Annotated in this window: 16 protein-coding genes and 1 pseudogene; 11 read left to right on the forward strand and 6 right to left on the reverse strand. The window is 64.8% G+C overall.

The features are described 5' to 3' along the window. Both DVDV_RS10915 and DVDV_RS10920 read left to right on the forward strand, forming a co-directional pair. Window positions 1-469, forward strand: a pseudogene (locus DVDV_RS10915) (acyltransferase); the annotation flags it as partial. Between the two features lie 177 nt (window positions 470-646). Then, window positions 647-1,090: a DUF3795 domain-containing protein gene (locus DVDV_RS10920; RefSeq protein WP_075354699.1), complete on the forward strand. Its 444-nt coding sequence runs from the start codon at window positions 647-649 to the stop codon at window positions 1,088-1,090. Window positions 1,091-1,110: 20 nt separating this feature from the next. Here the strand turns inward: DVDV_RS10920 and DVDV_RS10925 are convergent, their stop codons facing one another. Continuing rightward, window positions 1,111-1,338 carry a MoaD/ThiS family protein gene (locus DVDV_RS10925; protein ID WP_075354700.1) on the reverse strand — a complete coding sequence of 76 codons (228 nt, stop codon included), beginning with the start codon at window positions 1,336-1,338 and terminating at the stop codon, window positions 1,111-1,113. A 224-nt stretch (window positions 1,339-1,562) separates the two neighbouring features. Here DVDV_RS10925 and DVDV_RS10930 point away from each other — a divergent pair, with 224 nt between their 5' ends. The 3 genes from DVDV_RS10930 to DVDV_RS10940 are packed head-to-tail and all read left to right on the forward strand — an operon-like array spanning window position 1,563 to window position 6,730. Then, a complete protein-coding gene (locus DVDV_RS10930; RefSeq protein ID WP_075354701.1) occupies window positions 1,563-2,405 on the forward strand; it encodes a transporter substrate-binding domain-containing protein in 843 nt (280 codons plus the stop codon). Next, window positions 2,402-5,023, forward strand: a complete 2,622-nt coding sequence (locus DVDV_RS10935) for a PAS domain-containing hybrid sensor histidine kinase/response regulator (protein ID WP_075354702.1) — start codon at window positions 2,402-2,404, stop codon at window positions 5,021-5,023. The genes DVDV_RS10930 and DVDV_RS10935 overlap by 4 nt, the downstream gene beginning before the upstream one ends. 54 nt (window positions 5,024-5,077) lie before the next feature. After that, entirely contained in the window at window positions 5,078-6,730 is a 1,653-nt protein-coding gene (locus DVDV_RS10940; protein ID WP_075354703.1) for an alpha-keto acid decarboxylase family protein, read from the forward strand. 81 nt (window positions 6,731-6,811) lie between these two features. On the opposite strand, the gene DVDV_RS10945 is transcribed toward DVDV_RS10940, so the two are convergent. The 5 genes from DVDV_RS10945 to DVDV_RS10965 form a co-directional block, all read right to left on the reverse strand. Continuing rightward, a complete protein-coding gene (locus tag DVDV_RS10945; protein ID WP_075354704.1) occupies window positions 6,812-7,972 on the reverse strand; it encodes a HAMP domain-containing sensor histidine kinase in 1,161 nt (386 codons plus the stop codon). Window positions 7,973-8,140: 168 nt separating this feature from the next. Further along, on the reverse strand, window positions 8,141-8,557 hold the full coding sequence (locus DVDV_RS10950; RefSeq protein WP_075354705.1) for a secondary thiamine-phosphate synthase enzyme YjbQ: 417 nt from the start codon (window positions 8,555-8,557) through the stop codon (window positions 8,141-8,143). An 84-nt stretch (window positions 8,558-8,641) separates the two neighbouring features. Next, entirely contained in the window at window positions 8,642-10,336 is a 1,695-nt protein-coding gene (locus DVDV_RS10955) for an FAD-dependent oxidoreductase (RefSeq protein WP_075354706.1), read from the reverse strand. Between the two features lie 148 nt (window positions 10,337-10,484). Continuing rightward, window positions 10,485-11,582 carry a glycosyltransferase family 1 protein gene (locus tag DVDV_RS10960; protein WP_075354707.1) on the reverse strand — a complete coding sequence of 366 codons (1,098 nt, stop codon included), beginning with the start codon at window positions 11,580-11,582 and terminating at the stop codon, window positions 10,485-10,487. A 3-nt stretch (window positions 11,583-11,585) separates the two neighbouring features. Beyond that, complete coding sequence (locus tag DVDV_RS10965; protein ID WP_075354708.1) at window positions 11,586-13,568, reverse strand: glycosyltransferase; 1,983 nt, start codon at window positions 13,566-13,568, stop codon at window positions 11,586-11,588. A gap of 85 nt (window positions 13,569-13,653) precedes the next feature. Between DVDV_RS10965 and DVDV_RS10970 the strand changes: the two genes are divergently transcribed. The 6 genes from DVDV_RS10970 to DVDV_RS10995 all read left to right on the forward strand — a co-directional run bounded on the left by DVDV_RS10970 (window position 13,654) and on the right by DVDV_RS10995 (window position 22,006). Further along, window positions 13,654-14,535 (forward strand): ABC transporter permease, encoded by an 882-nt coding sequence (locus DVDV_RS10970; RefSeq protein ID WP_254845348.1) that lies wholly within the window; start codon window positions 13,654-13,656, stop codon window positions 14,533-14,535. After that, the gene (locus DVDV_RS10975; protein WP_075354709.1) at window positions 14,525-15,946 is read left to right on the forward strand and encodes an ABC transporter ATP-binding protein; all 1,422 of its coding nucleotides are present in this window, start codon (window positions 14,525-14,527) and stop codon (window positions 15,944-15,946) included. The genes DVDV_RS10970 and DVDV_RS10975 overlap by 11 nt, the downstream gene beginning before the upstream one ends. A gap of 233 nt (window positions 15,947-16,179) precedes the next feature. Further along, window positions 16,180-18,768: a glycosyltransferase gene (locus DVDV_RS10980; protein ID WP_075354710.1), complete on the forward strand. Its 2,589-nt coding sequence runs from the start codon at window positions 16,180-16,182 to the stop codon at window positions 18,766-18,768. Next, the gene (locus tag DVDV_RS10985; RefSeq protein WP_075354711.1) at window positions 18,761-19,654 is read left to right on the forward strand and encodes a glycosyltransferase family 2 protein; all 894 of its coding nucleotides are present in this window, start codon (window positions 18,761-18,763) and stop codon (window positions 19,652-19,654) included. The genes DVDV_RS10980 and DVDV_RS10985 overlap by 8 nt, the downstream gene beginning before the upstream one ends. After that, the gene (locus DVDV_RS10990; protein WP_075354712.1) at window positions 19,651-20,850 is read left to right on the forward strand and encodes a glycosyltransferase family 1 protein; all 1,200 of its coding nucleotides are present in this window, start codon (window positions 19,651-19,653) and stop codon (window positions 20,848-20,850) included. The genes DVDV_RS10985 and DVDV_RS10990 overlap by 4 nt, the downstream gene beginning before the upstream one ends. Before the next feature lie 148 nt (window positions 20,851-20,998). Continuing rightward, window positions 20,999-22,006 (forward strand): S41 family peptidase, encoded by a 1,008-nt coding sequence (locus DVDV_RS10995; RefSeq protein ID WP_075354713.1) that lies wholly within the window; start codon window positions 20,999-21,001, stop codon window positions 22,004-22,006. Window positions 22,007-22,059 lie beyond the last annotated feature (53 nt).

Here is a 22,059-nt window from a genome sequence, read left to right on the forward strand (position 1 = left end):
CGGCTGGCTCGTGGACCATGCCGTGCCTGGTCGCCTCCGGGCCTGGGGCCTTTGGATGGTGGTCCTGTTCGTTGCCATGGTGGCCAGTCGGGTGGTGGCCATGGCGGGCGGTGCGCAGGCCGGCTGGCTGCTCGTGTTCCATGGTCTGGCCCGCACGGGATTCGCCCTGGCCGTCATGGGCCTGCTGGCTGTGGCCCTGGCCCGGACCGGGAAGCAGTCGCTGTGGCAGCGGCCCGGACTGGACGTGGCCTCCTTTGACCTTTACCTTCTGCATTTTCCGCCGGTCATCGTCTTGCAATACGCCCTGGTTGGAACGGAACTGCCGATTGTTGCCAAATTTGTCGTGTGCTTCCTGGTGCCTGCGGCGGCTTGTCTGGGGTTTGGCCGGCTTTTCGGGCGACAGCAGCGTCTGACTGTGCCGGTAATTGCCGCTGTCGCCTTTGTGCTTTGTCTGGTGGTCTGGGGGTGAGGCCGTCGGGAGGATTCATGGACAAGTCGCATTGGGCGCTGGCAGGGCTTGGCGGCAGTGAGGCGCATTCGCAACGGGATCGGTCCGGTCTTTAATTCTTGGCCATCCGACCTTTTCATTCCCTCGTTGCCGACAAAATGGCGGCCGGGGCAGCCAATCGCCAGAAGGAGTATCGACATGACCAATGAAGAGCAGTTGCAGCGCATTGCTCCCTGCGGCCTGGACTGTGGCCGCTGTCTGGACAATCCGGCCAGCCCCATCGGCCGCCATGCCCGGGAACTGGCTCGGGAGCTTGGCGGTTTTGGCCGGCGGGCCGCGTTTTTCGCCCAGCTCGATCCGGCCTTTGCCGCCTATCCGGACTTTGAACGTGTCCTGGCCAGACTGGGGCAGGGCGGCTGTTCGGGCTGCCGGACCGGGAAATGCCTGTTGGCCGAGTGCCGGGTCAAGGATTGCGTGGTGGCGCGGGGAGTGGCTTTTTGCTTTGAATGCCCGAATTTTGCCGCCTGCGACCCGGGCCTGCCGCCGGGACTGGCCGAGCGCTGGCGGGCCAACAACCAGCGCATGGCCGCCTCCGGCCTGGATGCCTATGTGCTATGGCTGGGCGAGCAACCTCGCTACTGAGCGCGTCCCTGGGCGGTGGCTCAGCCGCCGCCCACGGGCGGGAAGATGCCCACCCGGTCGCCGTCGTGAAGGACGCGGTCCAGATCGACGGTCACGCCGTTGACGAACACGATCTTGATCTCCTCGTGGGGAATGGCCAGGCGCGTGGCCAGGTCGAGGATGGTTTCCCCTTCAAGAATGGGAAACTCGCCGGCATTGCCGGGAGTCAGCGGGGCCAGGGTGGCGTAGCATTTGAGATCGATGGGCATGGCGTCCTCCTGGGGCCGGTGTTCTGGCCAGTCTTGTGTTTATGCCAACATATTTTTCTCTGTCTGTCCACGGTGCAGCAGTCGCCGGCAAGGCCCTGCAGCGTTGCCTAATCGGTTGGCCGCGTGTATGAACGATAAGGGTCGAATTTGGTTTGCCGCTTGTCGCGCCTCTCAAGCCGGCCGACAAGGTTTGCCAACCGCCAACCGCACCGGCGACCGGGAATATGGGAAGAATCTGGGGGTATCTCGGCGTTACGGCCGTTTTGGCAATGGGCATGGTTTGCTCGCTGCTCTATATCCGTTCCCCCAATACGCCTGTCCCCTCGGTCTGGTCCGGCGGGGAGATCCGGGTCGGCTATTCCAGCGAACCGCCGTATTCCTTTCGCACGCCCGAAGGCAATGTCACGGGCGTGGGGCCGGAGATCGCCAAGGCTGTGCTCGGCAGAATGGGTGTGGAGCGCATCCGCTGGGTGCTGCTTGATTTCGGCAAGGCCATAAGCGCCCTGGAAGCCGGCCAGATCGACCTGCTGGCCAACGGACTGTTTATAACGCCCGGTCGGGCGGCCAGGATCCTTTTTTCACTGCCCTACTGCGCCGTGGGCCAGGGATTGCTCGTGCGCTCGGGCAATCCTCGCCAATTGCACTCCTATGAAGACGTGGCTGCGGCTTCCGATGTGGTGGCCGCCGTCCTGGATGGATCAGTGGAGCAGCAGGCGCTCGTGAGCCTTGGTTTGACGCCCGAACGCCTGTTTGTCGTCCCGGACCCGGCCAGCGGCCTGGCCGCCGTGCGGGTTGGTCGGGCCGATTGTCTGGCCCTGTCCGGGCCGACGGTGCATTGGCTGGCCGGCGAGTCGGCCGGTGAAGCAGAGCCGGCCGTCCCCTTGCATCAGCCCGCAGCCATTCCCAGGGGCCAAAGCGCCTATGCCGTGCGCCAAAGTGACGGCAAACTGGCTGCAGCTGTCGATGCCATCCTTCGGGAATACATCGGCAGCCCTGAACATCTGGCCCGCGCCACACCGCTGGGTTTTGGCCCGGACACCCTGCCCGAGTGGAGCCGCGTCCGATGAACATCCCGTCAAGCTGCAACGCGAGACGGTCCCGGACACGCGGCTGGATCGATCTGCACCTCTACGCCATGGCCTCGGCCGCGCTCCTGACCGGTGTTCTGCTGTGGTGGACCAACACCTCCTGGCGGGAGAGTTTCGAGGCCTATCCGCCGGTCCTGGACAAGTTGCGGCTGGTGCGGGCCGATACCGTCAAGGGCTATCTGGCTGTTGAGCGCCATATGGCCGGGGAGCAGCTCGTCCGCCTGCCGGATGTGGATGCCTTTTTCGAGCAGGCCATAAGCGGTTGCGACGACATCGCTCAGGCCATGGGTATCGCCGAGCACCAGCCCCACGACAGCGCTGCCAGTTCCGCGTTCCTGGCCACCCTTGCGCAGTATGCCAGAGGCATAGGGCAATTCCGGGATATGGCCAGGCAAGGGGTGTCGGCCGATGCGGCCAGCCTCAAACGCTATGGCGTGGAACGCCAGGTTGCCTTTGCCGCATTGGAGAAGCTGGCCGATACCCTGGACGACGAGGTACAGCATCGTATTGGCGCTGCGGCCAAACGCCAGGACCGGCTCAATAACGTGCTCTTTTTTGCCTGGCTGTCGTTTCTGGCCTTTCTGGCCGTGAGCCTCGCCCTGGCCGCGGCGCGGCGACGCAAGGCCGAGCAGGCCATGGTGGCCAGCGAGGAGAAATACCGGTCCCTGTTCGATCAGGTCCGCGATGTCATCCTGGTGGTGGAACAGGGCACGGGGCGCATCCTCGACTGCAACCGGGCCGTCGTAGCAGAGTGGGGCTACGAGCCCTCCGAACTTGTCGGCAAGACCTCGTCCCTGCTTGGACTGCCGGACGGATTCGGCCTGTTTGGCGATACCGTGGTCCAGTGCGGCCCCAAAGGACCGACCGACAGTCCGACCGCTGTTCGGGAAACCCGTCTTGTTGTCAAATCCGGTGAAGCGCGCGACGTCTCTGTCCGATCGGGGCTGTTCAGCCTTGGTGAAACGCAGGTGCGCCTGGATATTTTTCGAGATGTCACCGAACTCAAAAAAGATGAATTCGCCCTGCGCGAGCGGGAAGCCATGCTGCGAAGTCTGGGCGACAATCTGCCGAACGGGGTCATCTACACCATGGAAATTGCTGCCGACGGCAGCCGCAGGTTTCTCTACATCAGCCAGGGCCTGGAACATATTTTGGGGTTGCCGGTAGCCAAGGCGCTTTTGGATGCCAATGCCGTGTTTGATCTTATCAATTTTGAAGATCGGGAGCGGTTGCGCCAGGCCGAGAGCGAGGCCCTGGCCGGCGGGACGGAGCTTGACATCCAGGCCCGCGTCATTTCCCGCGACGGCTCCGAGCGATGGGGGCAGTTTCGCGCCGCGCCGCGTCCGGCTGAGGGCGGTTTCGTGCTGTTTGACGGGGTATACTTTGATATCAGCGACCAGAAACGGACCGAGGAGCACCTGCGTCAGGCCAAAGCCGAAGCCGAGGCAGCCAGTCGGGCCAAAAGCGAATTCCTGGCCAATATCAGCCACGAGGTCCGCACGCCGTTAAACGGTGTCCTCGGCATGCTCCAACTTCTGGAAACAGCTTCGTTAACCGATGAAGAGGCCCACTATGTGGCCACGGCCCTGAGTTGCGGCCGGGGGCTGGTGCGGGTGCTGGCCGATATCCTCGACTTCAGTCTCCTTGACGCCGGGACCTTGGCGTTAAAAGACGACCGCACGGATGTCCGGGCCATTGTCGCCGATGTGCTCGAGGTCTTGGCCATAGAATGCCGCAACAAGGGCGTCGCCGCCAGGGTCGAGGTGGCGGCCGACGTGCCGCAGCGCCTGTTGGTCGATGCCGCCCGGCTGCGCCAGATCCTGTTTAACGTGGTGGGCAATGCCGTTAAATTCACCCAGGCCGGGTCGGTCTCGGTTTCCGTTTCCGTGGCCTCCCGCCTGGGCGAGACCATCACTGTGTTGTGCAGCGTGGCCGACACCGGCATCGGGATGCCCGATAGCCAGCTCGACGCCATTTTCGAGCCATTTACCCAGGTCGATGGGTCGCTGACCCGCAAGTATGGTGGCACGGGCCTGGGCCTTGGCATCGTCAAGCGCCTCACCTCCCTGCTCGGGGGCCATATGGCCGTGGAAAGCCGCCAGGGTGTCGGAACCCGGTTCGATATTGCCATCCCCTGCCGCCTGTCCGAGCCGGCAACGCTGCAACCGCCCGCCCCGCCCCTCGAACATCCCGGTCCTCCGGGGACCAGGGTGCTTGTGGTCGAAGACGACGCGGTCAATCGCATGGCCACGGTCATTATGCTCAAAAAAATGGGCTTTGCCGTGGAGGCGGTGGAGGATGGGGATCGGGTGCTTGAGACCCTGGCCGGCAAGTCTTTCGATGTGGTGCTTATGGACATTCAGATGCCCCGGGTCAGCGGCGACGAGGCCACCCGACGCATCCGCCAGGGCGCGCATCCCGGCGTCGACGCCACCATCCCGGTCATTGCCCTGACCGCCCATGCCATGGATGGCGACCGCGAACGCTATCTCGACAGCGGCATGGATGATTACCTGTCCAAACCCGTGGACGTCGCCGCCCTGCGCGATGCCGTGCTGCGGGCCGTGGCCGCCCGGCGCAAAGCCCCGTCGGCCTGATTTTTCCCTGTTCGTTGCCCCAAACGCCAGAGACACCGCTTCGGAGGCTCCCCCATGCAACAAACCGTAATCGAACTGCTCATCGCCCGCCTCAAGGAAATCGGCATCACCGACGTGTTCGGCGTGCCCGGCGATTTCGCCTTCGCCTTAAACGACGCCATCGACAACGATCCCGACATGCGCTGGATCGGCTGCACCAATGAGCTCAATGCCGCCTATGCCGCCGACGGCTATGCCCGCATCAAGGGGCGTGCCGCCCTTTGCACCACCTACGGTGTGGGCGAACTGTCGGCCCTGTGCGGCGTGGCCGGCTCCTATACCGAGCATTTGCCTGTCTTTCATCTGGTCGGGATGCCGTCCATTTCCACCCAGCAATCCCGGCGTATCGTCCACCACACCCTGGGAGACGGCCTGTTTGACGCCTTTTCCACCATGACCAAGCCGGTGGTGTGCGCCAGCGCCATCCTGACCGCCGAGAACGCCGCCTGCCAGATCGAGCGCTGCATCGAGGCGGCCATTGCCCGCAACCGGCCGGTCTACATGGCCCTGCCCCAGGATCAGGCCGACAAGCCCCTGCCCGGACAGTATGTCTGCGCCCCTGAGGCTCCGGTCAGCAATCCGCCGGTCCTGGCCGCAGCCATAGAGGCCATTGTCGAAAAAATCACCGCTGCCGGCTCGACCGTGGTCCTGGCCGGCTATCTCATTGCCCGGCTCGGCCTTCGCGGCGAAGCCCATGAACTGCTCACCCGCACCGGCCTGCCCTATGCCACCATGTTCATGGACAAGACCGCCCTGGATGAGACGCATCCAAGCTACATCGGGCTCTACGACGGCCGTATCATGAACCCGGAGGTGCGCGATTTCGTGGAAGGCTGCGACTGCGTCCTGAACCTGGGGGCGCAGTGGAGCGATTTCAACACCGGGGCCTTTACCGCCCATATCGACCCCAGCCGCATGGTCGCAGTCATGCAGCACGAGGTGCGGGTGGGCCACGCGGTTTTTGCCCATGTGGAGATGCGCGACGTCCTGGCCGGGCTGGCCCGGGTGTTGCCCCACAAGCCGGCCTCCGGTCCCCGGGCCAGGGGCCTGGGCCAGCCCAAGGGCGCACCGGAGGATCCCATCACCCCGGACTATCTCTATCCGCGCTGGGAGCAGTTTCTGCGCCCGGGCGACGTGGTCATGGCCGAGACCGGCACGGTATCCATGGGACTGGGGTTTGCGCTCATGCCCGAGGGGGCGGAATTTTTTAATCAGACCCTGTGGGGAGCCATTGGCTGGGCCACGCCGGCCTCGTTCGGGGCCGCCCTGGCCGCGCCCGAGCGCCGCACGCTCCTTTTTACCGGCGAAGGCTCGCACCAGATGACGGTCCAGGAACTTGGCCAGTTCGGGATGCATGGACTCAAACCCATCGTCTTTTGCCTCAACAACGACGGCTATCTGATCGAGCGGCTGTTGTGCAAAAATCCCCTGAGCAGTTACAACGATCTGGCACCCTGGAACTATGCCCAATTGCCGGCGGCCTTTGGCCTGACCGATTGGTACTGCGCCAAGGTGAGCACCAACGCCGAACTGGAGCAGGCCCTGGCCAGGGCCGAGACCTGCGGCACCGGGGCCTATATCGAGGTGGTGATGGATCGCATGGCTGCTTCGCCCCTGGCCCAGAAGCTCGGGGAGTCGATCAAGACGCTCTACGCCAGCGCCAAATAAGCTCAAGCGTCCCGGGCAAAACGCCGCTTTGCCCAGGGCGAGGGCAAAGCCGGCGAAGACAATCAAGCCCGGTGATCGGCCTTAGACCGCAGCGGCCGGGGCCTGGGGCAGGGTCACGACGCATCGCGTCCCGCCGGACAGCAGTCCCATGGCGATGCCGCCGGAATACTTGCGGGTGATGGCCTTGGCCATGGCCAGCCCCATGCCCGTGGCCATGGGATCGGTGGAGTGAAAGGGGCTGAAAATCCGGGTCAGTTCTTCGGCGCTGAGGGTCTGGCCGGTGTTGTCGATGGTCAGTTTGGCAAACCCCGGGCGACCTTCGCTTGGCTGGCAGCGCACGGTCACGCGCGGGTCGCCGGGCGCGGCGTAGCGCACCGCGTTGTCGAGAAGGGCGGCGAGCAGGGCATCGAGGTCGGCCGGGGCCACGGCCAGCCGGTCGGCCTCGGGCGCGATGTCCACGTTAAGGACGGCCTTGGGCCGGTCGGGAAGGCTGGCAATCCGGGCCAGGACCGTGTGCAGCAGCGGCGTCAGCACCGTGGCCTCGGCCACCGGCTCGCGGTCGGTCACGTCCATGTAGCGGGTCACGGAGCGGGCCAGGGCGTCCAGCCGGCCGGCTTCCTCCAGCACGATTTGCGCGGCTTCGGCCACGTCGGCGTCCTGGCTGTGCAGACGGATAAGCCGTCTGGCTTGGCCGCCGATGACCGCGATGGGGTTTCGCACCTGATGGGCGATACCCTGGATGACATCCAGTTCGCACCGGGTGGCGAAGGTCACATAGGCATCGGTCTCCACCAGCAGGCTGAAATCGATCAAGGCGTCAATGGAGCGCAGCACTCCCGGCGCATCGGCCGCAGGCAGGCTGGCCGCGACCCTTTCGTGCAGGTAGGCCCGGGCCAGGGCATAGGCCATGCTGATCAGCCGGTGGTCCACGTTGTAGGCCACATGGGCCTGACCGCTGCGCCACAGCCGGGTGAGGAGTTCCTCGCCAAGGCCCTGGCGGAAAAGCCCGGTAAACCACTCGGCCCAGTTGCGCCGCAACTTGGCCGGGTCCGGCAGATTGTCCTGGATGATGCGCAACTGTGGCGCTTCCTTGACGAACCCCTGGATGCGGTCGGCAAAGTCGTCAGGCCTCGCCCCCAGGACCTCGCCCCAGCGGGCCAGCGGGTTTTCCGTCAGATCCGAGAGGCCGAGCAGTTCGCGAAAGCGGAACAAGCGTTCCGTGGGGATATCGGAAAAGGGCATTTGCCTGTCCCTTCGGGCGGTGCGGCGTCTTGGTCGAGGCAGGGGCCGGCGCTGCCGCAGCCCAGGTCAGAGAGTAACGATGTTTCCTGACCATACTGCCTGTTGCCGTATTGGACAAGCCGGCGCAGTGCCATTGCCGGCCGTCGCCGGGCAGACCATATCGGACAATCACTCGCCGATAATCTTGACCAACACCCGCTTTTTGCGCCGACCGTCGAATTCGCCGTAAAAGATGCGCTCCCAGGTGCCGAAATCCAGCCGGCCGGCCGTGACGGCCACCACGACCTCCCGGCCCATGATCTGGCGCTTCATGTGGGCGTCGGCATTGTCCTCGCCGACGTTGTGGCGATAGCCGGACACCGGCTCGTGGGGAGCGAGCTTTTCCAGCCAGACCTCGTAGTCGTGGTGCAGGCCGGATTCGTCGTCGTTGATAAATACTGAGGCGGTGATGTGCATGGCGTTGACCAGACACAGGCCTTCCGCGATGCCGGAGGCGTCGATGCAGTCCTGGACCTCACGGGTGATGTTTACAAACCCACGACGCGACGGGACATTGAACCACAGTTCCTTGCGATAGCTTTTCATGGCGCGGCTCCAGGCGTTTTTCGTCCTGTAGCCGAAACGGCCGGGATTGTCCCGGCCGTCTCCCCGCAGCCGCGCCAGCCGGGCTTATTTCTCCAGGCCAAAGGGCCAGGCCACAAGCCCCCCTTCCATGACCGTCACGTTGGTGTAGCCGGCCGCTTCCAGCACGCTTTCCGCTTCGTAGCCGCGCATGGACACCTTGCAGTAGGCCACAATGGGCGCGTTCTTGTCTGCCGGCAGTTCGCCCAGGCGCTTGCGCAGCTGCCCAAGCGGCACAAGAGTCTCGCCCAGGCCCAGACGCATTTCCTTAAATTCCTTGGGACCGCGCACGTCGAGTAAAAACGGCGTTTCGCCGGCGTCGAGCCGGGCCTTGACGGCAACGCTTGACTGGCCCTGCATGAGGCCCTGCATCTTGTTCTGGACGATGTGGGCCGTGGCGATGGCGTGGTCGATGGCCAGGGAATAGGGCGGGGCATAGGGCAGATCGGCCATGGCCACGTCGTCAACGGTGAGGTTGCCCAGAATGGCCATGGCCATTTCCGCCACCTGCCGGTTGACGTTGCCGGCCCCGACGCAGGCAAAACCGAGGATGCGCCCGGTGCCGGCCTCGGCCACGATCTTGGAAACGATGGGCTTGGCCCCCATGAAGCCCGGGATATCCGGGCTGGCATTTATGGCCGTGACGACGGCAAATCCCGCTTCCCTGGCCCGACGCTCGGAAAGTCCCGTGGAGGCGGCGGCAAAATCAAACACCTTGCAGATGCCGCTGCCGATGGTTCCGGGGAAGGTCGCCTTGTCGCCAAGCACGGCGTTCTCCCCGGCCACCCGGCCTTCGAGATTGGCCAGATCGCCATAAGGAGCCAGCATGGGCTTGCCGGTGAGGCGATTTTTGACTTCCACGCAGTCGCCGGCGGCGTAGATGTCCGGGTCGGACGTGCGCATATGCTCATTTGTGGCAATGCCGCCGGTTGCGCCGATGGTCAGGCCGGCCGCCTTGGCCAGGGCCACGTTGGGCGCGACGCCGATGGCCATGACCACCAGCGAGCAGGGCAGTTCCCGGCCGTCAGCCAAGCGCACGCCCGAGACCTTGCCGTCCTGGCCGAGGATTTCGCTGATGCCAACGCCCGTGACAATGGTCGCGCCTTTGGCCCGGGCGTGGTTTTCCACCAGCAGGGCCAGCTCGGGATCGAGAAAGCTCAGAATGTGGGGCAGGGCCTCGACCACGGTGACAGCCATGCCGGCCGCAACCAGCGCCTCGCAGGTTTCCATGCCGATCAGCCCGCCGCCGACAATCACGGCCTGGCCGCCCTTGGAGGCCGCGGCAATGGCCCGCAGGCCGTCAGCGTCGGCCAGACTCGCCAGGGTGGTCACCCCGGCCAGCTCCCGGCCCGGGATGGGCGGCACTTTGGGCGTGGAACCGGTGGCCAGGATGAGCTTGTCATAGGGCAGATGGCCGGTCTCGCCGGTGGCGACGCGCTTCCAGGCCACAGTGCGGGCTGTGCGGTCAATGGCTGTCACTTCCGTGCCGACCAGGGCGGCCACGCCCTTGGCTCCGGCGAAAAAGGCCGGATCGCGGACAACCCCGGCCGGGGTGGCCAAGAGCATGTCGCGCTCTCCGACGCTGCCGGCCACGTAATAGGGATAGCCGCAGGAGGCCATGGACAGCTCCGGGGCCTTTTGCAACAGCGTGACCTCGGCCGATTGGTCCAGACGTTTGGCCCGGGCCGCTGCCTTGGGACCGGCAGCCGTGCCGCCGATGACGACAATCCGTTTCTTGTTCATGGCTGTTTCTCCCTTTTTTATGAGAAGGTTGCTATGTTTGTGGCCGACTCCGCGGCCTGGAAAACGCGACTTATTTCGATACTGTTCATACCGTAAACTAAAATGGCCTGCAACGCTTGTCGCGAAGGAGCGGGGCAAAAAAAGTATGCTAGCCGGCGGCAGCGACCAGGGCGTCGAGTGTCTGGCGGGCGGTGCGCTCCCAGGTGAAGCGGGCCTCGTTGGACTTGCCCGCCTCCCGAAGCGCCCGGCGCAGTGCACCATCGGTGACGATGCGGGTCAGCGCCACGGCCCAGGCGTCGATGGACGTCGGATCGACCAGCAGCGCTCCTTGCCCGGCCACTTCCGGCAGGGCGGTGGCATCGGCGCAGGCCACAGGCAGGCCGCAGGCCTGGGCTTCCAGGATGGGCAGGCCAAAACCCTCAAACAGCGAGGGAAAGGCCAGGGCGCAGGCGCTGCGGTACAAAAGCGGCATTTCGTGCCTGGGCACATGGCCCAGCCGGCGCACCCGGTCGGTCAGGCCGGCCTCGCGCACCAGGACGTCGAAATCCTCGCTCCAGGCCAGGCCGCCGGTCATGACCAGATCGCACGGCACGAGATCGGCCATGCGGGCATAGGCGCCAAGCAGGGTGGGCAGGTTTTTTCGCGGCGAGATGTTGCCGCTGTAGAGAATGAACTCGCGCTCAAGCCCCCGGGCGCGGCGAAAGGCAGCCAGGGCGGCGGCGTCCACCGGCGCTTTGTAGAGAGGATCGCAGGCCAGATGGGTGGTGAGCACATGTTCGGGCCGGGCCTTGGTCAGGCGCAGCACATCCTGGCGGGTGTAGTCGGAGATGGCCAGCACCCGCCGGGCGCGCCGGGCGCTGTAGCGGATGGCCGGGCGCATGTAGGCGGTGTCGGCCGGGCGGTACATGCGAAGCGTGGGGTGGAAATAGCCGAGGTCCAGCATGGTGACCACGGCCGGGCAGGGGATGCCGGGCGGCATGTTGGACGAGGGAAAAAGGGCCACGTCGCAGGGCCGGCGGCGCAGGGCCAACGGCAGGGCCAGCCAGTCGAAGGCCAGACGATTGGCCACCGGCAGCACCACTTCCGTGGCTCCGGGAAACGTGCCCAGGTGGCTGGCGTCGGGGTAATAAAGCACCAGTTCGTGGCCGCTATCCAGGGCAAGCAGGGCATTGACGAGGCTTGTCAGATATTCTTTCGGACCGCCGGACGGATAGGCCAGGGTGCGGGCGTTTACGGCGATGCGCATGGCTTATCCGGCCAGATGGTGTTTCTTGCGGGCATAGGCGCGCAGAGGTTCCAGGCGGCAGTTGACCTGGCTGGGCAGGGCCCGGCCCTTGGCGATGGCCCCGAGCTGGGCCAGGACCGAGCCCAGGCGCACCTCCATGGTCACGAGCTTGATGGCCAGTTCATGGAGCAGGCCCCGGCCGTGGCGGTGTTGGCAGGTATAAACATCGCGGCGAAAGACTTCCTGCCAGGTGGCGGTCTTGGCTGATTCGTGGAGCCTGAATGCAGCCAGCACCTTGGGGATGCGCACGATGCGGCCCTGGCGGCTTATGCGCTCGAACAGATCGAAATCCATGCAGTAGGAAAAGGCCGTGTCCATGCCGCCGGCAGCCAGATAGGCGTCCTTGCGGAAAAAGGTGGACTGCTGGGCCACGGCCATGGTGTGGCGCATCTGCCGGGCCGAAGGGGCCAGCACCATGTCGATCATGACCGGCTGGCCGGCCGCGTCGGTCAACACCGTATCGCCGGTGACCATGACCGCGTCGGGGTGGCGGGCAAAGGCCTCGGCCACGGCAGCCAGGACGTCGTCGCTCCACAGATAATCATCGGAATTGAGCCAGCCCATGACTTCGCCCGTGGCCAGGGCAAAGCCTTCGGCCAGGGCCGCGGTCTGCCCGGCGTCCGGGGCCGAGCGCCAAAAGGCGAGATGGTCATTCCAACGGCCCAGGATGTCGGGGGTGGCGTCGCTGGAACCGCCGTCCAGGACAATGTGCTCGACGCGGACGTCTTTTTGGGCGGCGACGCTTTCCAGGGTCTGGGGCAGATAGCCGGCCTGATTATACGACGGGGTGATGATGCTGACCATGGGCCGCTTGGTGCTGTGGCCCGAGGCCTCAATAAGCGTCTCGTAGACGGTTGCCGCGCAGGCCTCCCAGGAAAAGGCTGCGGCCCGGTCCAGGCCCAGGGCGATCTGGCGGCAGCGCAGGGCCTCGTCGCAGCAAAGCCGGGTGAGGCAGCCGGCCAGGGCGTCGGCGTCGTCCGGGGCAAACGCCAGTCCGGCCACGCCGGCCGCTTCCGGCAGCGAGGCGGCGTCGGCATAGGCCACCGGCGTGCCGCTGGCCATGGCCTCGAGCAGGGGCAGGCCGAAGCCTTCGTAGCGCGAGGGGAAGACGAAAACCGATGCAGCCCGGTAGGCCAGGGCCACGTCCTCGTCGGTCAGGTAGCCCAGGCAGCGTACGCGCCCGGCAGCAAGCTCCGGCGGCGTGGCTGCAGCCAGGGTTTCCGTGTCGCCGTACCCGACCACGGCCAGGACCGGCGCGATGTCGTCCGGCAGCCGGGCCATGGCCTGCAAGGCCACCGTGAGATTTTTGTGCGGCATGAGATTGCCGACGCACAGGATGAACTTTTCGGGCAGGCCGTGCCGGGCGCGGAAATCGGCCAGGGCCGGGATGTCCTTCGCCGTTGCCGGGCGGAACCGGTGGTGGTCCACGGCGCAAAGATCCGTCGGCCGGGTGCGGGTGGCCATGGGTCCGTAGAGGCGCAACAGTTCGCGCCGGGTAAAGGCTGAAAGCGAAAGCGGGATGGTCAGGCGCGCCAGGCTGGCCTTCTGGCGCAGGGCGAAAACGAGCCTGATGTGCCAGGGCAGGGTCCCTGGCAGGCGCTTCCATAAAATATCGTTAATGACCCCCACCGACCGGCCGGAGAAGCCCAGCGGCAGCAGCCCGTCCGGGGCGTAGTGGACGTCGGTGCCGATCTGGCGGAGTTGCCAGGCCATGCCGGCCTGCTGCCAGGCATAGAGCGAGGGCGCCTTGACCGTGGCGGCCTGCAAACTGCCGGCAGCCATAAGGTGCAGGGCCGTGGCGTTGACGATGGGCTGGCCGGAGACCAGGGTTATTTCGTCACGGCCGGCGGCCAAAGACGCCAGATGGGGCAGGATGGATTCCAGGCAGCGGCCGATGCCGGTGCGCTTGGGATAGGACAGGGAACTGGCGTCGAGCGTGATGCGCATGGGGCGTCCGAAGCGGCTTCTAAGTTGGGGGGTTGGAGCGGATGCGTTGACATGCGTCAATTCGATCGAATATGCAACCGGCTCCATGCATATATCACCCAAAGCCATGGTCGTGCGGCGGCCCCGGGCCGGATCGTTATGGTCCGGTCTGTTGGCGGGCGTCAGCCCTGTGGCCTTTGTCCGCGCCTTCTGGCAGCGCCGGGAGGTGCTCTCCACCTTCGCCCGCATCGAGTTTTCCTCCCGCTACCACGGGGCGCAGCTCGGCGTGCTGTGGAGTCTGGTCTCGCCGCTGGCTACCCTGGCCGTCTATACCTTTGTTTTTTCAGTCGTCTTCAAGCCATCCTGGGCCGGCGGCGGCGACGGCGGGGTGGCTGGCTACGCGCTGATCCTCTTTGCCGGCCTTTCGGCCTTTGAGGTCTTTGCCGTCAGCCTCAACCGCGCCCCAAGGCTGCTCTCGGAAAACGTCAATTTCATCAAGAAAGTCCTTTTCCCCCTGGAAATCCTGCCCGTTGGCGTCATTCTGGCCGCGGTGCTCGAATCCCTGGTCAGCCTCGTTCTGGTGGCCCTTGGCGTGCTTGTGACCACGGGCCGTCTGCCGGCCACGGCGCTCTTTGCCCCGCTGGCCTATCTGCCCCTTGGCATGTTGACCCTTGGCATGTGCTGGCTGCTCGCCCCGGTCGGCGTTTTCCTCAAAGACCTCGGCAACATTGTGGGTGTGGCCGTGCAACTGCTTTTTTTCGCCACGCCCATCCTCTACCCGCTCTCGGCCGTACCCGAGCCGTACCGCAGCCTTTTGGCGCTTAATCCGCTGCACCCGGTGGTTGACCACCTGCGCCGCACCATCATCTACGGCCAGATGCCCGACTGGTCGGCCCTTGGCCTCGTGACCCTGGTTTCGGCCGGGGTGATGCTGGCCGGGTATACCTTTTTCATCAATATCAAGAGGCTGTTCGCCGATGCCGTCTGATGCCCCGATCATCGCCGCCCGGGGCGTGTCCAAGATGTACGAATTGTACGCCCGGCCCCAGGACCGGCTGCGCCAGATGCTTTTCCCGGGCGGCAAGCCGCTTTACCGGGAACACTGGGCTCTTCGCGACGTGTCCTTCGAGGTCGGCCCGGGCGAGGCCTTTGGCATCATCGGCAAGAACGGGGCCGGCAAATCGACCCTGCTGCAAGTCCTGGCCGGCGTGTTGGAGCCGACTGCCGGTGAAGTGGTGCTGCCCGAGCGCACCACGGCCCTTCTGGAGCTTGGTTCGGGCTTCAAGCCGGAATTTACCGGCCGGCAAAACGTCTTCGTCAATGCCGCCGTACTCGGCATCCCCCGGACCACGGTGGCCGAGCGCCTGGACGACATCGCCGCTTTTGCCGATATCGGCGCGCATTTCGACCAGCCGGTCAAGACCTACTCCAGCGGCATGTTCCTGCGGCTGGCCTTTGCCGTGACCACCAGCCTGGAACCGGATGTGCTCATCATCGACGAGGCCCTGGCCGTTGGCGACGTCTTTTTCCGCCAGAAGTGCTATAAGCGTCTGGAAGGGCTCCTTTCCCGCGGCACGGTGGTGGTGCTCGTCTCCCATGCCATGAACGACGTGGCCCAGTTCTGCCACCGGGGCCTCATGCTTGAGCGGGGCCGGGTGACCTATCTGGGCGATGCCGCGGCTGCGGTCAAACGCTACATGGTCGGCGACGGCGGCTATGCCCCGGGCAACCTGGGCGAGGCTGCGCAGGGTCTCGATCTGCCGGCAGAAGCCGATGCCAATGATCCCTGGCCCGCCCCGGAAGCCTTTGTCGATCTCACCCAGGTTGCCGTCGCCGAAAACGACTGGGCCGGCTGCACCCATGTGGCCATCTGCGACGCCTCGGGCCAGCCCTGCCGCAGTTTCGAGCAGGGCGAGACGCTCTCGATCTTTTGCCGCTACGCCGTGCAGCATGATATGGAAGTGGCCGTGGCCGGCGTCGAGCTCATAAACGACAAGCGTGTCATCGTGTTCGGCAAAAACACCCTGCAATTTGACAGCGACCATCCGACCCTGACCCCGGCCGGCAGCAGCCTGCGGGTGCGCTTTGACGTCAAACTCGAATTGGCTCCCGGCGAATACACCTTCAATCTCGGGTTTTCCGCCATAAGCCGCGAAGACTTCGACCGCCGGGCCAGCCTGTCCCACCAGGAACTGGAAAGCCGCACCACCGTCATCTCCATCCTGACCCGGGCCGGCGATTTCCTGGTGACCTTCCGCAGCCGCGACACCACGCCGGTGCAGCTCACCCACCACGGCGTGGCCAACCTGCCGGGACAGGCGACGCTTCGGCTGTATAGTGGTGGTGGGAAGGAAGAATGCTCCGGCGGCCGGGGGGATAATCCCCCCGGACCCCCTTGATGGGAAACGGTTTTCAAGGGATTCTTGGGGCTGGCTGGCAATTCGGTCGGCATTGATGCAAACGCCGCATGCCTTCCAACATTCCACTTTCAAGCATCACCCGGTGTTCGTACAAGAGCACCTAACCCCCCCCGATGAAAAGTTTTTGGGGAAGGTGGGGGTCTGGGGGAGGAAACCCCTTTTTTCAAAAAGGGGTTTCCTCCCCCCAGTCCTCTCCCCGAGGAGCCTTCCATATGCGACAGTGTTGGTGCGGGACGGGCGGGCTGGAGCCGTTTGGCGAGGCGTACATGCTCTGTCCGGCCTGCGGCACATTGGTGTCGCGGCAGGAGGACGGCGAGGGCTACGGCCGGGACTACTGGTACGGCCATCAGGAGGCCGACCTGGGCCAACCGTCCATCGAGGTCCGAGCGCGTCAGGACATGCCGGAGCGGTGCGTTGCCTGGCTGCAGTTTTTTTTAAGGGCCTGTCTGCCGCCGGGAGACGTGCTGGAGCTTGGCTGCGCCCATGGCGGCTTCACGGCCCTGCTGGCCCGGGCCGGTTTCCGGGCCAGGGGCCTTGAGTTGGACGCCTCGGTGGCCGCCCTGGCTGCCCGGACGTTTGGCATTGAAGTCCTGGCCGGGCCGCTGGAAGAACAGGACATCGCGCCGGGCAGCCTGTCGGCTGTGGTGCTCATGGACGTGCTGGAGCATCTGCCTGATCCGGTCGGGCTCTTGCGCCGGGTGGGACGGTTGCTGGCTCCGGGCGGCGTGGTGCTGGTGCAGACGCCGTGTCTGCCGGCCGGGGCAACGCACGAACGGCTGGCCACCGAGGCTGATCCTTTCCTGCGCATGTTGCTGCCGGCCGAGCATCTTTATCTGTACAGCGAAAAGGCGGTGCGAGCGCTTTTTGCCGCGGCCGGCCTTGGCGAGTGCCGGTTTGGCCGGGCGCTTTTCCCCTATGACATGCTTTTTGTGGCCGGCCGTGCCCTGCTTGCCGATCACGAGGCGGCAGCGGTGGAAGCGGCCCTTTGCGCCACGCCAGACGGGCGCATGGTGCAGGCCATGCTTGATCTGGCTGTCCGGGCCGAGGCGGCCGAAGAGCAGGCGGCAAGGCTCGCCGGCGAGGATGCGCCCGTAATCGGCGGCCTGGAAGGCGTGGTCCGGGAGATGGCTTCGGGCTGGGTTTCGGAAGGCCGGTTGCCGCTGTTGGCCAACAAGATTCTCACCCGGGTCGGCCGGGTGGCTTGGTTGTGGAACAAGGCCGTCAAATATGTGCTCAAGGAGCGGGGCTGTCGGGTGGCCCCGGCCGGCGGCAAGTCCGGGCCGGCATTGGTGCTGGTCGATCTGACCCCGGTGGTTCCCGGCGGCGGCAACGGCGGGGCCAAGCTCATGACCATCCTGCTGCTCGAGGCCCTGCGCACCATGCGGCCGGATTGGCGCTTTGTCTGCCTGACGTCTGACGCGGCCCACGACGAGCTGGCCCATCTTGATGCGCCCAATGTCACGCGGGCGCGGGCTTCGGGCCTGGGGCGGCTGCGTGGGTTGTCCCACTGGCAGGGCGAGCCGGTCGATCTCCTTTTCTGTCCGTTTACCATGCCGTATTTCCACCATCCGGACGTGCCGGTCGTCTCGGTGGTCTATGATCTGCAATATGCCTATTATCCCCAGTTTTTCACGCCCGATGACGAAGCCGGCCGGGAGCGGACGTTTTTAACCGCCGCCCGGGTGGCCGAGCGGCTGGTGTGCATCTCGGAATTCACCCGGCAAAGCGTCCTCACCCAGGGCCAGGTGCCGCCGGGCCGCACGGCCACCGTCCACATCTCTCTGCCGCGTCGGCTGGCCCGTACCGACCCCGAGGTGGTGTCCGCCATGCGCGCCCGCCTGGGCCTTGGTGAGGCTGACTATCTGCTGTTTCCGGCCAACTACTGGCCGCACAAAAACCATCGGATGCTTCTGGCCGCCTTTGGCATGTTCGCAGCCTCCCGGCCAGGGAGCGGCTGCAAGCTGGTGCTGACCGGGTCGGATACCGGGCTTCGGGACGAACTGGGGCAGGCTGCGGCCCGGTTGGGGCTGGCCGACCGGGTGGTCTTTGCCGGCTATGTGCCTGATGCCGAACTTTCGGCGCTTCTGACCGGAGCCAGGGCGCTTATTTTCCCGTCGCTTTTTGAGGGATTCGGGATGCCGCTGGTCGAGGCCATGGCCGTGGGCACGCCGATCCTGTGTTCCGACGTCACCAGCCTGCCCGAGGTCGGCGGCGACGCGGCGCTGTATTTCGATCCCCGCCGTCCGGACGACATGGCCGCAGCCATGGCCCGGCTCCTGGATGAACCCGGGCTGGCCAAGACGCTCGTGGCCCGGGGCCGGGAGCGTCTGGCCGCCATTGGCGGGCCTGAGGACATGGCCCGTCAGTATCTGGCCGTGTTCGAGGACGTGCTGGCCCGGCCGGTGTCCCAGAGCACGGCGGTGCGCGGGCTTTTCGCCGACGGCTGGTGCGGCGGACGGCTTTTTGTGGCTTACGGTCCGGCGGCCCACCGCCAGTGGCTGCGGGCGCGGTTTTTCCTGCCGGCAAAGGCTCCGAGCGGGCGGGTGGTGGTGACGACCCTGGTCAACGGCCGGACCGTCGGCAAGCCGGTGGTCCTGGCCCCTGGCCGCTCCGTCAGCCTGGACCCGGATCTGCCGCCAACCGGCGGCTGCGTGGAGTTTGTTCTGGACGGGGCGCGGCGCGGCAACGGCCAGGGGCCGGCGGCCGACCGGCGGCGGCTGTCGGTACGCTGCGAGGAACTGCGTCTGACCGATGGCGAACGCGACGTCGATCTGCGCTATGCGGAGGCAATACGTGGCTAGACTTACGGTATCTGCTGTCACCCCGTCGTATAACCAGGGGCGTTTTATCGGCCGCACCATCGACAGCGTGCTGTCCCAGGGCGTGCCCGATCTGGAATACGTGGTCATGGACGGCGGCAGCACTGATGCAACCGTGTCGGTCCTTGAAAGCTACGGCGACCGGCTGCGCTACCGCTCCGAGCGGGACAAGGGCCAGCCGGACGCGGTCAACAAGGGCATAGCCGAGACCACGGGCGAGATCATCGCCTGGCTCAATTCCGACGATGTCTACACCCCTGGCGCACTTCAGGCAGTGCTTGAAGTTTTCGAAAAAAATCCTGAAGTTGATGTTGTTTATGGAGACGCAGACCATATCGACGTCAACGACGCCTTCATCGAGGCCTATCCGGCCGAACCGTTTGATCTCACCCGGCTCAAGGAGCGCTGCATCATCTGCCAGCCGGCGGCCTTTTTCCGGCGACGGGTGGTGGAACGCTTCGGCAACCTCGATCTGCGCTGGCAGTACACCCTTGATTATGAATTCTGGCTGCGTCTGGCCAAGGGCGGGGCGGTGTTTTCCTATCTGCCCCGAAAGCTGGCCGGCTCGCGGTTTTATCCCCAGACCAAGACGTCCGGGGCCAAGCTCACCGTACACGGCGAAATAAACGACATGATGCTTTTCACCTTCGGCCGGGTGCCCGAGCGCTGGCTTTTTAACTACGCCCACGCCCTGGTGCGGGAGAAATGGCAGGTGGCCGACGCAAGCGCGCTCTTTACCCCGGCCGTGGCCCTGGCCTCGGTTATGGCCTCACTGCGCTGGAACCGCACCCTGTCGCCGACCGTCCTTCGCACTACGGCCTCCTGGCTCACGCGCGGCGTCATCCGGCCCGGTAGCGGCGCAATATGAAGATCGGCTTTGACGTGTCCCAGACCGGAGCGGGCAAGGCCGGCTGCGGCTTTTTTGCGGCTGCCCTGCTCTCGGCCCTGGCCGAGGTCGATACGACCAGTCAGTACGTGCTCTATCCGGCATTCGGGGATTTTTTCCGTGAACCCCATCCGGAGAAATGCCTGGATCCGGCCGGCAGCCGCTTTCACCAGGGGCCACGGTTTCGCCGTTTCTGGGACCAAAAGCACTTTTTCCGCCAGCCGCCCGAGGATTTTGAAGCCCGCCTGGGCCATCCCGATATTGTCCATGCCAACAATTTTTTCTGTCCAACCGGCCTCACCCGGGCGCGGCTGGTCTACACGCTCTATGACCTGTCGTTTTTGGTCGAGCCGGCCTGGACCACTGAAGGCAACCGTACCGGCTGCTTCGACGGCCTGTTCCGGGCCGCCACCCAGGCTGATACGGTGCTTTCGATTTCACAGTATTCCCGTGACCATTTCCTGCGGATATTCCCACACTACCCGAAAGAGCGGATCGTTGTCGCACCGCTGGCCAGCCGGTTCAAACCGGACGGACCCCAGGAACGGCCCAAGGCGGCCGCGCAGTTGCAACCGGATGGCTTCTGGCTGTGCGTGGGCACCATCGAACCGCGTAAGAACCATGAGCGGCTCTTTGCCGCCTATGCCGCCTGGAGGCGCGAGACCGGCGGGACCATGCCGCTGGTGCTGGCCGGCGGCAAAGGCTGGCTCATGGACGACGTGGCCCGCACCGTGGCCGAACTCGGCATTGCCGAGCATCTCGTCTTCACCGGCTACGTGACCGACGCCGAACTGGCCTGGCTCTATGCCTCATGCCACGCCTTTCTCTATCCGTCGCTGTTTGAAGGATTCGGGTTGCCGGTGCTGGAGGCCATGAGCCTCGGTGCGGCCGTCATCACGTCCGATACCACGTCGCTGCCGGAAGTGGCCGGGGATGCGGCCGTTCTGGTCGATCCCCTGGACGTTGCCGGTTTGACGGCGGCCATGACGATGCTGGCCGGCAACGACGCCTTGCGGGTAAGCCTGCGGCAACGGGCGCTAACCCGGGCCGAACTCTTTTCCTGGGAAAAAACCGCCCGCATCGTGGCCGATACCTACGCCCGCGTCCTTGGCCTGCCGCCGGCCTGGGGTGAGGTGAGGAGAGGGACGCTGCCTTGCATGTATCCCCATCGAGGATAACTTGATGGGGTCAAGGGGACGACAGGTCGAAATTGCCTTGAGTTTTTTGGGATCATACTCCACTGACATTCTGTTTTCAGACGGAAGATACTCCCGTTAATTTCGTTGACAATCGTTATAGTGCTTTCAAAACGTAAGTGAGAGCCAGATGTCGCACCGTCGATCACTGTTCATATTCATAGCCGCCTGCTTCGCGACAATCTCTGCGTTGGTAGCCGTTTCATCCGCGGCAAGAACTGAGGTGGTTCCCGATACGGCGCAAAGTGTACCCCTCGACCAGACAACGGTAAGGCAAGTGATCGGCGGCATCACCGCCGAGTTGCTCGAAGGTTATGTATTCCCAGATAAGGGAGCGCAGGCGGCAGATGCGCTTGAGAAGGCATTGAGAGCGAACGCCTATGCCGGCGTAACCGACCCGGTTCAGTTTGCGCTGCAACTGACAGAGCAACTCCAGGCGATCACCAAGGACAGCCATATGAAGGTGATCTTTGGTTCGCCGTTTCGTCACCAGTCTCCACCTTCCGCGCCGCAGGATGCCGGCTTTGAGGTGAAACGGCTAGACGGCAATATCGGATACATCCACTTGGCGCGGTTCGTTCCGCCCGAGGTCTTTAACCCGGCGGCCGACGACGCCATGCGCCATCTGTCGGACACCGCCTCGCTCATCATCGATATGCGGGACAATGGCGGCGGACATCCGGCGTCTGTGGCCTACCTTATCAGTTTCTTCCTCGATCCGGGCAAGCGCGTTCATATCAACGACCTCATCTGGCGCAATCGTGGGACTTCGACTTTCAGAACGGAGTCGTTTTGGAGTTCGCCGACGCCGGTGCGCTATCTCGGCAAGCCCGTCTATGTGCTGGTTGGCCCAAAGACTTATTCGGCCGGTGAGGAGTTTGCCTATGACCTACAAGTACTCAAGCGCGTAACCGTGGTCGGCGAAAACACACGCGGAGGAGCGAATCCGGGCGGTCTGAATGAACTCGGTTCCGATCTCTTCGTTGTCATCCCAATCGGCAGGGCTGAAAATCCGATCACACATGGCAACTGGGGGGGCGTCGGCGTGCGCCCTGACGTTCAGGCCACGCTTGGGGCCACTCAGGAAACTGCCGTGGCCTTGGCCAAGGGCCAGCCAGCTACGCAGTCGGCACGATAGCCGCATACTGGATATCCGGCACGACTAGTGTTGTGCCGAAATCTTTCTGAACA

The organism is Desulfovibrio sp. DV (assembly GCF_001936595.1).
GTDB lineage: Bacteria > Desulfobacterota > Desulfovibrionia > Desulfovibrionales > Desulfovibrionaceae > Solidesulfovibrio.